Source organism: Herbidospora sakaeratensis (genome assembly GCF_001570525.1).
GTDB lineage: Bacteria > Actinomycetota > Actinomycetes > Streptosporangiales > Streptosporangiaceae > Herbidospora > Herbidospora sakaeratensis.
Genome location: NZ_BBXC01000015.1, coordinates 173,806 through 188,868, shown reverse-complemented (window position 1 = coordinate 188,868; position 15,063 = coordinate 173,806). Strand labels below are relative to the sequence as shown.

The window sequence follows — 15,063 nt, the reverse complement described above, 5'->3', positions numbered from 1 at the left end:
CCTGTACGAGACCACGCTCGTGATCAGGCCGAGATTAAGCTGACAGGTCTTTGTCGTCAACAGATAGGTTGGATGTATAGGCGCGGGAACGTGACAAAGTGGCCGTTCGAGTGCCTCGAAACCGGACATAGATCGGATCTGATGGCGGGGTTGCTTTTCCGTGCGATGCGACCCGGATATTCTCGGATATAGCGGGATTTGATGGATTGTCAGGATGACTGTTTCGACGGTTTTGTAACTCCGGAAACGGAGATATCTCTAGAATTCCTGCGCATCATGCGGTGTGCCCTATACCCTCTGCGGCGTCACGTTTTCAGATGAGTGTCCGAGGGAACCGGCATGCCATTCACGTGGGGCGATCTCCCGGTGGGGAGGGTGCTCCGCATTGCCGGAGTGGATTCCAGCATTGACGCCAATGTCATGGAATTGTTGCTGGACCCTTTACCGGAGGCCGGTCCGGCCGTCATCTCGTACGCGGCGACGGAGTGCGACTCGGTCCCTGAGCTGGTCGGATCCATCCTCCGGGAACTGGAGACGCTGGCCGTCGGGCTCTTTCCGGCCTGGCTGCCCGAAGGCGACAAGCTCGACGGCCCGGGCGGCGGCGGAATGGCGGCGGCGCGTGTTCTCGCGATGCGCATGGCCGTCGGCGGCCGTCATTTCGGACCGTTCCTGGCGGAACTCGCCGCCCATGCCATTCAGCACCGGGGCGAGTTCACCCCCGGGCGCTTGCCGGCCCGGTGCAGGGCGTTTCCCGCCGAGGTCCGGGCGGCCGGACTGGCCCGGGTCGTCGCGGCCGCTTTCCGGCGTGATGAGGCGGCGCTCGTCGTCCACGTGCCGGAGAAACTGAGTTCCCACGGCGAGACGGTGTTCGTGGCCGGCTGCGAATGGCTGGCCCACCAGAGCGGGATGGGCGTCTGGCTGGTCGGTCCCGAGGTGAGACGGGTTGAAACCGTGCATCTGAAGGTGCCGGAGCCGGTGGCCCGGCTGGCCGCGCAGCTGCCGGCGCCCGTGACGCGCGCCGAGGTGCTGCGGGTGCCGCCGCTCCGCGGCGAGCCCGCCCGCTACAGCGAGGTCGAGCAGGCCGTGGAGCAGGCGCTGCTCGACTGCCCCTGGGCGCACGGGCGCGAGTGGAACCAGACCTACCCGTCGAACGACCCGCTGTTCGTGTCGATCCGGACCGACCTGATGTGGGCGCACGAGAAGTGCGTCGTGGAACTCGACGGACCCGAGCACCTGACGGCGGCCAAGGCCGAGATGGACCGACTTCGGGACCGGCATTTGGAACGTGACGGTTTCACCGTGTTGCGCTTCACCAACGAGCAGGTGCTCGACGATCTGCCGGCGGTGCTCCGCCGGATCAGGGATTTCCTCCTGGGGCGTCGCCTCGGGCTGAGCGAAGGAGCAGTCTGATGTCCGAAGAAAGACTCACTTACCGGCAGGTTGCGGCCCTCCTTGTCCTCAAGGAACTGGGGACCGACGTGGGCCACAAGGATTTGCGCGACAACTGGGGCCTGGACCTCGACGCCAAGAACCGGGCCGGGTTGGTGGACGCCAAGCTGATCGAGTCGGAGAAGCGGGAGCGCAGGACCATCTGGTACTCGATCACGCCCGCCGGTGAAGAGAGGGCGCTGGAAGAGGTGCGGAAGGGCGTCGCGGTGACCTCGCGGTCGGGCAAGACTCTTGCGCTGCTCTACCTGCGCTCCCTTGTCTGGCCGGCGACCCCGGCCGCCGTGGAGGTCGCGCCCGAACCGGTGGCCGCGCCCGTCGCTCTTCCCGACGACGAGGTCGAGGACCGCATCCGCGAGGCCTATTCGAAGATCACCCCGGGAGTGGGGGAGTGGGTCTCGCTGACGAGGTTGCGACCGTTGCTCGACGACATTGACCGGGCCGAACAGGACGAGGCCCTGCGCCGGATGTTGTTCAACGCCCCCGAGGTGCACATTCTCGCCGCGGCGATCGTCGGTCACCTGTCGCCCGAGGACCACGCCGCCGCCGTCGTGATCGGCGACGAGCCCAACCATCAGCTGCGGATCGGGGCCCGCTGATGATCACAGACTGGTACGCGATCAGCTCCCTTAACGTCATCTCGACCGTTAATGGAGGGGAGGACGTCTGGCGTCCGGTGCCCTTCCACGTCGACGGGTTGCACCCCCAGGCGTCGCAGGCACTGACCACGGGGTTGGAGGCGGCCGCGCGCAGCGGGGGCACCTCCAGTCCGATCGGCGTCGTCCTCGAAGGGACGGCGGGCAGCGGCAAGACGCACCTGATGAGCTGGCTGCGCGAGCAGGTCATCCGGCGTGACGGCTACTTCTTCCTCATGAGCGTGCTCGACGCGCGCAACTTCTGGGAGAGCGCCCTGGTGTCCATCCAGGACGGTCTCGGCAGGATCGGAGCCGACGAGGAGAGCCAGCTCAAGCGCTTCCTCCGCAACCTGACCGAGCCGATGTCACTGCCCCGCCGGACCCAGCAGGCGGTCATCGGCAACCAGCCGCTGGAGAAGGAGCATCTCAAGGAGTTCATGCAGGGGCTGTACAAGCAGGACCCTCGGGTGTTCATGGAAGCCCAGGACACGGCCCGCGCGTTGGTCCTGCTGGCCTCCAACGATTACAACCTGGCCAGCCTGGGCGACGGTTACATGTACGGCATGGAGGACTTCGACGGCGGTCGGCGTGAATGGGAATTCCGGCCGATCATCCGGACTCCGCAGGAGCTGGTCCGGGACATCTCGCGGCTGCTCGCGATGACCGGGCCCAGCGTGATGGCCTTCGACCAGCTCGACCCGCTCATCAGCTCGATGACGCTGTTCGGGAGCGGCGAGGTCGACCCGAAGACCCGGGCCACCGCCCTGCAGATCGCCCACGGGCTGACCTCACTGCGCGAGGTGACCAGCAGGACCCTGTCGGTCGTTTCCTGTCTGCCGGACACCTGGATCCTGCTCAAGAAGCTGGCGGTGTCCAGCTTCAAGGACCGGTTCGAGGAGACCACGGTCCTCAAGCGGGTGCCCTCTCCCGAAGTGGGCCGGGAACTGGTGATCAAGCGGCTGGCAGAGCACTTCAAGAGCATCGGCTTCGAGCCGCCCTACCCCACGTGGCCGGTCCGGCCGGAGGCCTTCTCCGAGGCACAGGCATATACGCCGCGAAAGATCCTCCGGGCCCTCACCGATCATATTGCGGCCTGTGTCGCCCGCAGCGAGGTCAGGGAACTGTTCCGCTTCAACGGAGTGGAGGTCTACCAGGTCGAACCGGTCGCCGCGATCCAGAACACGCTCAGTGAAGTCCACGGCATCGAGACGAAGTTCGCCCTGCTCGAAGACGCCGCCCACGTCACCGGCGCGCTGGACGCGACGCAGGAGGACGCCGTCCTCCCCGGCCTGCTGGCCGCCGGTTTGCAGGCGTGGGCGATCGAGAAGGGCGACGACACGACGACCTACAAGGTCGACCCGACCTTCGGCCAGAAGACCTCCCTGCACGCACGCCTCCGCCAGGTCCTCGACGAGGCCAGGGAGGACGAGGTCCACTGGGCGATCCGCGGCATCAGCGCCAGGCATCCGAACGCGGCGCTGACCCGGCTCAGGAGGGCGGCCATCGCGGCGGGCCTCGAAGCCGAGACGCCCAAGCGCAGGCTCGTCGTCCTGAGGAACGTTCCGTGGGCCGCCGGACCCAAGACCCAGCAGGCCCTGGCCGACTTCCGCGCGCGTGGCGGGCGGGTCGTCACCGTCGACGAGGCCGACCTGAAGACCCTCAGTGCTCTGCGCGACCTGATGGCGCAGAATCCGCCGAGCCTCAACAAGTGGCTGGTTCTCAAGCGGCCGGCCGGCGCGATCAAGCTGCTCAGGGACATTCTGGACGACTGGTCGGACGAGCCGCAGGCGCCCGCTCCGGAGGAGGTGCAGGTCCCAAAAGTGCCTGAGGGAGACATCCTCGACGATCCGCCCGTCAAGGATCAGCCGTTGCCCACCCGGAAGGCCGGTGAGTCGGGCCACGCTCCGGTGGCCGACGTTCCCGACGCCGTGGTCCTGCCCGCCAAGGCCCCCACCTTGGTCGTCGGCCGCTCCTACGAGCGTGGGCTCCCGGTCTCGGTCGAGCTGGAAGCGCTGCGGAAGCATGTCGCGATCTTCGCCGGCTCCGGCTCCGGCAAGACGGTCCTCATCAGGCGCATCGTCGAGGAGTGCGCACTCAACGGCGTCTCCTCGATCGTGCTCGACACCAACAACGACCTCGCCCGGCTGGGCGACCCATGGCCTGACGAGCCCTCCGCCTGGGGCCCGGGGGACGCCGCCCGCGCCGCGCGCTACATCGCCGACACCGACGTCGTGGTGTGGACGCCGCGCCGGGAGAAGGGCCGCCCGCTGGCGTTCCAGCCGTTGCCCGACTTCGCCGGCGTGCGGGACGACGTCGACGAGTTCAACGAGGCCGTCGACGCCGCCGTGGCCGCGCTGGTGCCCCGGGCCAAGCTCGAAGGGAACACCGGCAAGGCCGAGATGGCCCGGGCGGTGCTGAAGGCGGCCGTCGTCCACTTCGGGCGACACCAGCGCGGCGGGCTCGACGGGCTGATCCACCTGCTTGAGGACTTCCCCGAGGACATCAGCCAGATCGGCGACTCGGTGAAGATCGCCCATGGGCTTTCGCAGGTGCTGCACGCGGCGAAGGTCAACGATCCGCTGTTCGGCGGGGAGGGGGAGCCGGTCGACCCCGGGGTGCTGCTCACCCCGGCCGCCGGGAAGCGGGCGCGGGTGTCGGTCATCTCGTTCGTGGGACTGCAGAGCAACGCCGAGCGGCAGAGCTTCGTCAACCAGCTCCAGATGGGGCTGTTCGCGTGGATCAAGAAGAACCCCGCGGGCGACCGGCCGCTCGGCGGGCTCTTCGTCATGGACGAGGCGCAGAACTTCGCCCCGTCCGGCGCGACGACCGTCTGCACCAAGAGCACGCTCGCCCTGGCCTCTCAGGCCAGGAAGTACGGGCTGGGGCTGGTCTTCGCGACGCAGGCGCCGAAGGGGCTGCACAACCAGATCCCGGGCAACGCCGCGACCCAGTTCTTCGGGCTGCTCAACGCTCAGGTGCAGATCGACGCGGCCAAGGAGATGGCCCGGGCCAAGGGGGGCAGCGCGAACGACATCAGCTCCCTGATCACGGGTCAGTTCTACGTCGCGCCCGAAGGGGCGGGGTTCGCGAAGGTGCGCACCCCCCTCTGTCTCAGCCACCACCCCCGCGCCCCCCTGACCACCGAGGAGGTCATCGAGCGGGCGTGCCGGTGATCCGGCTGACCAGCCAGAACTCGCCCGCCTCATGCTCGCCCCGCAGGGTGGGGAGGATCGTGCGCGGCACCAGGACGTTGGTCCCGGGGTGCGGCTGCACGACCTCCCCCTCCCGCCGGACCCCCGTCGGCCAGTCGGCGTCGGTCACGTCTTCGATGCGGGACAGGCCCTGGTCGGAGGCCGCCCACGCGTAGCCGTCGCCGGTGTCGCGGCCCGTCTCGGTGTCGCGGTTCACCGCGAAGGACGCCTCCGCCGTGAACAGGCGGCGGGCCGACACGATGCGGTGGACGCGCAGGTGGTCGGGCTCGCGGGGGATCAGCCACGTCTCGATCTCGACGTCGTCCCACGGCGACCAGCGCAGGTGGAGGTCGCCGAGCCCTTCGGGGACCTCGCAGCAGCGCCAGTGCCGGCCGTCGTCGCTCAGCGCCAGGGTGTTGTCGTGGGCGCCCTGGTCCAGGCCGTGGCTTCCGGCCGGGACGCTGAAGCCGAAGACGGTCGAGTAGGCGAACTTGGCGTATTTGGCCGCACCGCCTCGGGCCCACATGTTGTGCTGCGCGGTGCTCAGCAGGACGACGTGGCGGCCTTCGTCCGACCGGATCACGGCCGTGCCGGCTTCGGGCTGGTGGACGACCCCGTCGGGCAGCGCCGCGGGGGTTTCCGGGGTGGTCCAGAAGGGGTGCTCTTCCGGCAGGGCCAGGGGGAGGAACGCCTTCATGGCCCAGTAGGGCGAGCCGGGGGCGTTGTACTGCTCCGCGAGCAGCGGTTGCGGGTAGGCGTAGCCGATCGTCAGGACCCCGGCCCGGTCGGCCACGTCACGGTCCTGCCACCAGCGCAGGTGCCGCAGCAGGTAGCCCTTCGTCTCGCCCCATGGCAGGGCGTCGACCCCGGCGAACGCCAGGGCGCCCCAGAACGCGGCCTGCGCGTGCCGGTAGGTCAGCGAGCGGCCGAAGGGGACGGCCGCGCCGTCGGCGGCGAACCAGTGGCGGAAGTCGAGGGCGAATTCGCCCGCGCGGGTGCGGAAGCGCTCGGCTCGGGCGTCGTCGCTCAGACCGGCGTAGATCAGGCCGTAGTAGTGCATCGCGAACGGCACGTAGTAGTCGCGCTGGGCGGTCGGGCCGTCCGAGTACCAGCCTCGGCCCAGGGCGAAGGACTCCAGCCGGTCGAGCCGGGCCTGCAGAGGCTGCTCGTCGACCGTCACGCCGACGCGGCGCAGGCCGAGGGCGACCAGGACGGGGAAGAACTGCCAGTTGTTGTCGACGCCCGGACGGGCGAGGGCCTGGGAGAGCCACGTCGCCACGCGATCGCGCTCGATTCCGCTCAGACCGTCCCATAACTGCTCGGGGGCGAGGGCCAGGGCGAAGCCGAGCGCGGCGGTCTCGACGAGGCGCTGGTCGACGTCGGCGATGTCGCCCCAGTATTCGGGGTGGGCGGGGTCGGTGCCGGCCGCCAGGCCCGCGCGCCACAGGTCCAGGCCCTCACCCAGCGGCGCCAGGCCCCACAGGGGGCGGGCGAAGGCCTCCAGTTCGGCGGCGGCGTCGTCGTAGTGGGCGGTGTTCACGCCCAGTCTCAGGCGGGCCCGGCCGGGGCTGAAGAAGGGGTGCAGCGGGGTGACGAGATCCCGGACGAGCTGGGCCATCGACGCACGATCCGCTGCCATCTCGCTCCTGTCAATACTTATTTTTATATATACGCTTAAGTATAGAATATAGCCTATGCACTACATCGATGGGGCTTTCGTCCCGGCCGTTCACACCGCTCCCGTGCGGGAGAAGGCCACCGGGGCCGAGATCGGGCGGTACGCCCTCGGCACCGCCGCCGACGTCGACCGGGCCGTCGAGGCCGCCCGCCGCGCGCAGCCGGGATGGGCCGCCCTCGGGGCGCCCGAGCGGGCCGCCCACCTGACGGCGTTCGCCGACCACCTCCGGTCGCGCTACGACGAGCTGGTCGAGTTGTCCATGCGGGAGACCGGGGGAGTCCGGGCCAAGGCCGTCGACGAGGTGTCGGCCGGGCTGAAGCAGCTGGCCATCTCCGCCGTGGAGGCGTGTGGCACGGCGGGGGACGTCCTGCAGCCGTACAAGGCGGGGAAGTTGTCCCTCTCCCGGGCGGTGCCGCTCGGGGTGCTCGGGATCATCACGCCCTGGAACTATCCGGTCAACCTGGCCATGCGGGCGGTCGCGCCGGGGCTGGCGTTCGGGAACACCATCGTGCTCAAGCCGGCCGAGCTGACGCCGATCATCGGCGGGCAGGTGCTCGCCGAGGCCGCCGACGCGGCCGGGCTGCCGCCGGGCGTGTTCAACGTCGTCGAGGGCGACGGGCCCGAGGCGGGGCACGCGCTGGCCGAGCACCGGGGGCTCGACCTGCTCGACTTCACCGGGTCGCGGGAGGTCGGCACGGCCATCGCGCTGTCGGCCGCGCGGGACCTGCGGCCGGTGCGGCTGGAGCTCGGCGGCAGCAACGCGTTCGTGGTGCTCGACGACGCCGACGTCGAACTCGCCGCCTCCTGCGCGCTCATCGCATCGCTGGAGTTCCAGGGGCAGACGTGCATCAGCGCGAGCCGGCACATCGTGCTCGAATCGGCCGCCGACGCGTACGTCGCCGCGCTCACCCGCAAGGTCGAGGCGCTGACCGTCGGGAACCCCTTCGACGGGGTCGACCTCGGGCCGCTCATCAGCGAGACGCAGCGCGACCGCGTGCACGAGCGCATCGTGCTGCCGTCGGTCGCGAAGGGGGCCTCGGTCGTCACCGGCGGCACCTATGACGGGCTGTTCTACCGGCCGACCGTGCTCACCGGGGTCACCCCCGACATGCCGGCGTTCGCCGAGGAGATCTTCGGGCCGGTGCTGCCGGTCACCGTCGCCGCCACCGAGGAGGAGGCGATCGGGCTGGTCAACGGCTATCCGATGCTGATGAACTCGGTCTTCAGCCGCGACCTGATGCGCGGCCTGGCCGTCGCCGAGCGGCTGCAGGCGGGGGAGGTGCACGTCAACGACGCGCACGCCCGGCACGGCGCGGAGAACCAGATGCCCGGCTTCACCCGCCGCCAGTGGATCGGGGTGCAGCGCGGGCCGCTCGACCTGCCCGGATGGACCCGGCGGTGATCGTCGACCATGCGATGCACCCGGAGCTCACGGTCCGGCTGTTCGGCACGTCCGGGTCGCCGCTGACCGAGTTCCGCAGCCCGGCGGCGCGCGACCGGCTGGCCGCCGTGGAGATCCTGGTGACCGGCTGGGGGTGCCCCGTCCTCGACGGCGGGGCGCTCGACGCCGCGCCCAACCTCAAGGCCGTCGTGCACGCCGCCGGGAGCATCAAGGGCCACGTCACGCCCGAGGTGTTCGCGCGCGGCATCGTGGTCAGCTCGGCCGCCGACGCCAACGCGATCCCGGTCGCCGAGTTCACGCTCGCGATGATCCTGCTGGCCAACAAGGCCGTGCCGAGACTGGCCCGCGACTACCGCGCGGCCCGCGGCGACCTGGGCCTGCTGACGCAGGACAACGACCTGGGCAACTACCGCAAGACCGTGGGGATCGTCGGGGCCTCCCGCGTCGGCCGGCGGGTGATCGACCTGCTCGGGCCCTTCGACCTGGACGTCCTGGTCGCCGACCCCTACGCCGACGACCTGGTCACCCACGACCTCGACGACGTGATCGGCCGCAGCGACGTGCTGTCGATCCACGCGCCGGCCACGCCGGAGACGTACCGGCTCATCAACGCGGAGCGCCTGAAGGCTCTCAAAACAGGAGCGACCCTCATCAACACCGCGCGGGGCTCCCTCATCGACGAGGAAGCGCTAATCGCCGAGCTGCGCACGAACCGGATCTCCGCGATCCTCGACGTCACCGACCCCGAGCCCCCCGCGCCCGGCTCGCCGTTGTGGGAGCTGCCCAACGTGGTGCTCACTCCGCACGTCGCGGGGGCGCTGGGGTCGGAGGTCGGGCGGCTCGGGCAGGCCGCCCTCGACGAGGTGGGACGGCTGACGCGCGGGCTCCCCCTCAGGTACGAGGTGGACCCGCGCGTCCTGTCCCGCCAGGCCTAGCTCTTCAGGCCCGAGAACGCGATGCCCTGCATGATGCGCCGCTGGAAGATCAGCAGCACGATCATGACCGGGACCACCGCGAGCGCCGCGCCCGCCATGATGTAGTAGGCCCGGCCCGACTCCGTGCTCGCCAGCTGCTGCAACGCCAGCGGCAGCGTGTAGAAGTCGGGGCTGTTCAGCACGATCAGCGGCCACACCAGGTCGTTCCAGTGGAAGATGAAGCTGGTGATCGTCACGACGGCCAGCACCGGCTTCGACAGCGGCAGGATCACCCGCCAGAAGATCGCCATCCGGCCGGCGCCGTCGATGCGGGCGGCCTCCTCCAGTTCGACCGGAAGCGTGCGGAAGAACTGCCGCATGAGGAAGATGTCCAGCACCGAGGCCACGTTGGGCAGGATGATGCCCCACGGCGAGTCGTAGACGCCGAGCACCTGGGTGACGTGCAGACGCGGCACCAGCAGGGTGATCGTGGGCACCATCATGCCGGCCAGCATCAGGACGAAGATCTTGTCCCGGCCCGGGAACGGGATGCGCGCGAACGCGTAGGCCGCCAGGGCGTCGATCAGCAGCTTCACCGGGACCAGCACACAGGTGATCCACACGCTGTTCCAGAACGCCGTGCCCAGGCCGCTGATGGTGAAGACGTACTCGTAGTTCCCCAGCGTGGGGTTCCACTCGCCGGTCTTCTTGTCCAGCGGGAGGAGCTGCGGCACCTGGGTGTAGACATCGGGGCCGTTCTTGAACGACGTCGCCAGCATCCACACGAACGGGACGACCGACACCAGCGCCAGCAGGATCAGCGCGATGTAGATGGGCAGGCGGCGCACCGTCTTCTGGTTCACGACGCCTCCTGCTTCATGAACTTGAACTGCACGAACGTGATGATCATGATGAAGACCAGGAGGATGAACGACATCGCGCAGGCGGCGCCCATCGCGTTGTAGCGGAACGCGTAGAGGTAGATGTGCAGCACGTAGGCCAGGCCCGACTGCTCGGGGCCGCCGGTGACGCTCCGGTTGCCGCCGCCGCTGAAGATGACGTACACGAGCCCGAAGACCTGGAGCGCGGCGATGATGCCGGTCACGACGAGGTAGAAGGTCGTCGGGCGGAGCATCGGCACGACCACCTTGAAGAAGCGCTGCACCGGGCCCGCGCCGTCGATGACCGCCGCCTCCCTGATCGACTCGGGGATGCTCTTCAGGCCGGCCAGGTAGATGATCATCGAGATGCCGCACTGCCACGCGGCGATGAACGCCAGCGCCGGGATGACCAGCTCCGGGGTGTTCAGCCAGTTCTGCCGGGGGATGCCCACCAGGCCGAGCACGGCGTTGACCAGGCCGTACTGCGGGTCGTAGAGCCAGCGCCAGATGGCGCCGACCGCCGCCTCCGCGGTCACGACGGGCAGGAACAGCAGCAGCCGGAACAGGTTCGAGCCGCGCCTGATCGTGTTGATCAGCAGCGCCTGGCCCAGCGCCGCGACCAGCGTGAGCGGCACCGCGACGAGCGTGTACTGCAGGGTGACCTGGATCGACTTCCAGAAGTGCGGATACTTCACGTCGTCGAAGAACAGGTCGGTGTAGTTCTGCAGCCCCACCCAGATCGGCGCGGAGTGCAGGTCCCACTCGGTGAAGCTGTAGTACAGGGCCGCCAGGGCCGGATAGAGCAGGAAGATGATGAAGTACACCAACGCGGGGGCGATGAGCAGCCACCCGATCAGATGGTCACGCCTGCCGACGCCCGGACGGCGGCGCCGTCCGGGCCCGGCGGGCGTCTCGGCGGGCCGCTGGGCCACGACCGGAGATGCCACGGTTGCCTCGCTTCCGTGATGACTGGGCTAGCTGTTCCAGCCGAGCAGGGCGCGGGTCTTGTTCGCCGCGTCGGTGAGCGACTCCTGGGCGGTCATCTTGCCGCTCAGGGCCGACTCCAGGGCCGGGGCGATGATCTCGTCGTTGATCTGGATCCACTGCGGGATGGCCGGACGGGCCTGCGCCACCTTGAGCTGCTCGAGGAAGGCCTGCTGCTGCTCGCCGAAGGTGGCGGCGTCGCGCTCGGCGGCCTCCTTGTTGACCGGGAAGCCGCCCAGGGCCTGGGCCAGGGTGGTGTTGTTGGTCGCGTTGGTCAGGTGCTGCAGCCACTTCCAGGCCAGCGCCTCGTTCTTGCCCTTGGTGAACACGACCGCGTTCTCGCCGCCGATGTTGCCGGCCGGGGTCGTCTTGTAGGGCAGCGGCGCGACGTTGAAGTCGAGGTCGGGGAACTGGTCCTTGATCGTGGCCACGTCCCACGGGCCGGAGATCATCATGCCGGCGAGGCCGTTGGCGAACGCCTGGTCGGAGTCGGTGATCTCACGGGGCGAGGAGGGCAGCAGGTCGACCCAGAGCTGGAGGGCCTCCACCGCCTGCGGCTGGTCGAACAGGATCTTCTTGTTCGCCTCGTCGACCATCTGGCCGCCCGCGCCGCCGACCACGCCCGGCCACATCCAGGCGCCGTAGCCGTCGCCCTTCGGCACCACGATGCCGGCCACCTTCGGGTCCTTCTGGTGGATGCCGGCGCTGATCGACTTGAGCTCGTCCCAGGTCTTCGGCGGGGTCGGCACCAGGGCCTTGTTGTAGAAGAGGGCGACCGCGGTGTGGTCGATCGGGAAGCCGTAGAGCTTGCCGCCCACCTTGTTGGTGTTGAGCGCGCCCTCCCAGAAGTCGGCCTCGTTGAGCGTGCCGGCCGGGACCTCCTTGATGGTGCCCTCCTGCGCGAAGCGGGAGACCAGGGGCTGGTCGAGGATGCCGACGTCGGGAACCGTGTTCCCGGCCAGGGCGGACCCGAGCTTGGTGTTGTAGTCGTCCTTGGGGATCTTGACGATGTTCACCTTGACCCCGGGGTTGGCCTTCTCGAAGTCGGTGCGGATCTTCTCGACCACTTCGCCGGCCTGAGGGGTGCGGTCCTGGAACATCCAGTAGGTCAACTCCGTGGCAGACCCCGCGCCGCCCTCCTCGGAGCCGCCGCCGCAGGCGGCGAGCCCGGCGAGCAGCACCGCTGCGGCAGCCGCCCCAGTGACTCTCCTGATCATTTCCATCTCCTTCTCGGGGGGTTGAACAGACGATAATGTAAGACGCAAAAAAAGATCAGTCCCTCGTCGGAAACGCTTTGGTAACGCGGCACCCGCTACCCTGTGCGGCGGCACTTGCCTGGTAGCCGTTTCGTTCACGCATTGAACTAACATGTCGGCAGAAAACGGGAGGATAGGCCCATGGCAAGGCCGGAGCGCAAGACGGTCAGGGACGTCCGGAAGGGGAACCGCGGCATGCTGCTGCGGACCCTCTACTTCGGCGGCCCCCGCAGCCGCCATGAGCTGACCGGCCTCACCGGCCTGAGCGCGGCCACCATCAGCACCATGACCGGCGACCTGCTGACCGAGAAGATCCTCATGGAGGCCGGTCAGGTCGACAGCGACGGCGGCCGGCCGAGGGTGCTGCTGCGGGTCAATCCCGTGTACGCCTACCTCATCGGCGTCGACGTCGCCGAGACCCACGTCCGGGTCGAGCTCTTCGACCTCGAGATGACCGAGAAGGCCCGCGTCGACTACACCCTCCGCCCCTCCCACCACGACATCGAGCTGGTCGCGCGGCGCATCCTGGCCGGGATCGACGTGGTGCTGGCCGACGGGCAGGTGACCGCGGCCCAGGTGCTCGGCGTCGGCATCGGGGTGCCCGGGATCGTCGAGCGCGGCGCCCCCGACGCGCTCATCCACGCCAAGACCTTCGGCTGGGACGGCGTCCCGCTGGGAGCCTTAATGAGGGCCGGGACCACGTTGCCCGTCTTCATCGACAACGGCGCCAAGACCATGGGGCAGGCCGAGTTGTGGTTCGGGGCCGGGCGGGGGGCCGACCACGCGGTGATCGTGCTGATCGGGTCGGGGGTCGGGGCCACCGTGGTGGCCGACGGCCAGGCCGTGCGCGGGACGTCGAACTCCGCCGGCGAGTGGGGCCACACCAAGATCGAGATGAACGGCCGTCCGTGCCGCTGCGGGTCGCGGGGGTGTCTGGAGGCGTACATCGGGGCCGAAGGGCTGCTGGCCAGGGCCGGGGTGCCGGTCCAGACGACCGACTGGCCCTCGGCGCTGGGCCGGGTGCTCGACGACGGCGGGCCGGTCGTCGACGAGACCGTCACCTACCTGGGCACCGGCCTGGCCAACCTGATCAACATGCTGAACCCGGAGCGCATACTGGTCGGCGGCTGGGCCGGGCTGATGATCGGCGAACGCCACCTCGACCAGATCCGCGTGGTGGTGGGGGAGAACTCCCTCACCCAGCCCTACAACGCGACCTCGATCGTGCTGGGCGAGCTGGGCCCCGACGCGGTCGCGATGGGCGCGGCCACGCTGGTGCTGGAGGAGTTCCTCGACACGAGCGCTCCACTACGGCTGCACGCCGCCAGTTGATGCTTATGTCAAAGGGTTGAACTAAGGTTTCGGCCAGATCATCAGGAGGACGATCTGCGGGGTCCAGTCCTCCTGGTCGGGTGCGGCGTAGTGGAACCGGATCCGGTAGCGGCCCGGCCGTAACCCCGGCACCACGAGACCCTGGTCGGCGAACATCGGATCGACCAGCTCCATCTGGCCTTCGGGGCTGGTGTAGCCGACCTCGACGACGCGGTCCCAGCCTTTCCGCTCCTTCGGGGGACGCCTGCCGTAGACCTCCACCTGGACGCAGTTCTCGAAGTCGGCCGCGGTGTTCAGCAGCAGGTGGCCACGGCTGGTCGCGATGCCCGTGTCGTACGACCGGTCGAGCAGGCCCTCGTCGTAGTGGTCGCCCTCGGAGGACTCCATCACGCCGTAGTCGGGCCAGATGACGTCGCGCACCACGTGGCGGGCCCTGATCTTCGGCCGGTGGCGGTGCCGGTCGCAGAATGCCTGGGTGGCGGCCTGATGTTCGGCGATGGAGGCGTCCTGGGCGGCTCTGGCGGCTTCGGCGTCGCGCCTCGCGGCGGGGCAGATCGGCGCGAGCCGGGTGTCGGAGAACTCCCTGACCGGGTAGCGCTCGCACGCGACCCGGCCGTAGGCGAGCAGGTCGCGGTCGGACCGCCCGCGATAGAGCGGGTCGGCGCGCATCGAGCAGACGAACACCTCGTCGGGGGTCTGGGCGATCTCCGGGTAGGCGTAGTCGGTTTCGCACTTCACGCGCGCGCCGCCGGCCTGGCTCAGGTCGGTCTCGACGAAGGCCAGCAGCAGGGCGACGGCGGCAGTCCCGGCCAGGACCCGCCGTGCCGCCGGGGTTCGCGGCGCCGGGCGGGCGGCCAGCAGCATCAGCAGGGTGGTCACGACCGTCACGGGGCCCTGGGGCATCGTGAAGTACCACAGCCCCTCCGGTCCGCCCCACATCTCGGCGCAGTCGGGGTGATCGAGCAGGTCGTAGAGAGCGAACGCGGAGGTGTGGCCGCCGGCCAGGAGCACGGCGAGGGCCAGCGCCCGGACGCTCGCGCGCCCCAGGAGGGGACGTCCGTTCATCGTGGTCACGACCAGGACGATGATCGAGAGGACGACGGCGATCGGTCCGAGGTGGCCGATCAGGAAGCTCAGCACGCCGTCGGGGAAGCCGGATTCGCCGATGGCGGACCAGAGCGACATCGACACGTGGTCGTTGAGTTCGTTTCCCACGCACGGCTCAAGGGGGCCGACGTAGCCGAACGAGAACTCTCCGGCGCCCGTCATCGCGTAGTAGGCGAACGTGCCTGCCGAGACGACGAAGGCCAGCGTGAGACAGATCCATGATCTCCGGGGCACGAG

At 69.3% G+C, this 15,063-nt stretch carries 11 protein-coding genes; 6 read left to right on the top strand and 5 right to left on the bottom strand.

Annotated features, from left to right (window positions below; translation table 11 throughout):
- Positions 1 to 339 precede the first annotated feature (339 nt).
- Genes AW271_RS25100 through AW271_RS25090 form a run of 3 tightly spaced genes read left to right on the top strand, consistent with a single transcriptional unit; the run spans position 340 to position 5,254 of the window.
- Positions 340 to 1,410, top strand: a complete 1,071-nt coding sequence (locus AW271_RS25100; RefSeq protein ID WP_063818109.1) for a DUF559 domain-containing protein — start codon at positions 340 to 342, stop codon at positions 1,408 to 1,410.
- A complete protein-coding gene (locus AW271_RS25095; protein ID WP_062340046.1) occupies positions 1,410 to 2,045 on the top strand; it encodes a hypothetical protein in 636 nt (211 codons plus the stop codon). Before AW271_RS25100 ends, AW271_RS25095 begins: the two co-directional genes overlap by 1 nt.
- Positions 2,045 to 5,254 carry an ATP-binding protein gene (locus AW271_RS25090; RefSeq protein WP_062340045.1) on the top strand — a complete coding sequence of 1,070 codons (3,210 nt, stop codon included), beginning with the start codon at positions 2,045 to 2,047 and terminating at the stop codon, positions 5,252 to 5,254. Before AW271_RS25095 ends, AW271_RS25090 begins: the two co-directional genes overlap by 1 nt.
- On the opposite strand, the gene AW271_RS25085 is transcribed toward AW271_RS25090, so the two are convergent.
- Positions 5,232 to 6,911, bottom strand: coding sequence for a DUF2264 domain-containing protein (locus tag AW271_RS25085; protein WP_245653185.1), 1,680 nt, complete (start codon positions 6,909 to 6,911; stop codon positions 5,232 to 5,234). The genes AW271_RS25090 and AW271_RS25085 overlap by 23 nt on opposite strands.
- A gap of 55 nt (positions 6,912 to 6,966) precedes the next feature.
- Here AW271_RS25085 and AW271_RS25080 point away from each other — a divergent pair, with 55 nt between their 5' ends.
- Both AW271_RS25080 and AW271_RS25075 read left to right on the top strand, forming a co-directional pair.
- Entirely contained in the window at positions 6,967 to 8,352 is a 1,386-nt protein-coding gene (locus AW271_RS25080; protein ID WP_062340043.1) for an aldehyde dehydrogenase family protein, read from the top strand.
- Positions 8,349 to 9,287 (top strand): hydroxyacid dehydrogenase, encoded by a 939-nt coding sequence (locus AW271_RS25075; protein ID WP_245653184.1) that lies wholly within the window; start codon positions 8,349 to 8,351, stop codon positions 9,285 to 9,287. Before AW271_RS25080 ends, AW271_RS25075 begins: the two co-directional genes overlap by 4 nt.
- Here the strand turns inward: AW271_RS25075 and AW271_RS25070 are convergent.
- The 3 genes from AW271_RS25070 to AW271_RS25060 are packed head-to-tail and all read right to left on the bottom strand — an operon-like array spanning position 9,284 to position 12,348.
- Entirely contained in the window at positions 9,284 to 10,129 is an 846-nt protein-coding gene (locus AW271_RS25070; RefSeq protein ID WP_062340041.1) for a carbohydrate ABC transporter permease, read from the bottom strand. The two genes, AW271_RS25075 and AW271_RS25070, sit on opposite strands and share 4 nt — an antisense overlap.
- Positions 10,126 to 11,094 carry a carbohydrate ABC transporter permease gene (locus tag AW271_RS25065; protein ID WP_063818108.1) on the bottom strand — a complete coding sequence of 323 codons (969 nt, stop codon included), beginning with the start codon at positions 11,092 to 11,094 and terminating at the stop codon, positions 10,126 to 10,128. Before AW271_RS25065 ends, AW271_RS25070 begins: the two co-directional genes overlap by 4 nt.
- 27 nt (positions 11,095 to 11,121) lie before the next feature.
- Entirely contained in the window at positions 11,122 to 12,348 is a 1,227-nt protein-coding gene (locus AW271_RS25060; RefSeq protein WP_169806403.1) for an ABC transporter substrate-binding protein, read from the bottom strand.
- A 180-nt stretch (positions 12,349 to 12,528) separates the two neighbouring features.
- Here AW271_RS25060 and AW271_RS25055 point away from each other — a divergent pair, with 180 nt between their 5' ends.
- A complete protein-coding gene (locus tag AW271_RS25055; RefSeq protein ID WP_062340038.1) occupies positions 12,529 to 13,719 on the top strand; it encodes an ROK family protein in 1,191 nt (396 codons plus the stop codon).
- Between the two features lie 21 nt (positions 13,720 to 13,740).
- On the opposite strand, the gene AW271_RS25050 is transcribed toward AW271_RS25055, so the two are convergent.
- Complete coding sequence (locus AW271_RS25050; protein WP_062340037.1) at positions 13,741 to 15,060, bottom strand: hypothetical protein; 1,320 nt, start codon at positions 15,058 to 15,060, stop codon at positions 13,741 to 13,743.
- Between the last annotated feature and the right edge of the window lie 3 nt (positions 15,061 to 15,063).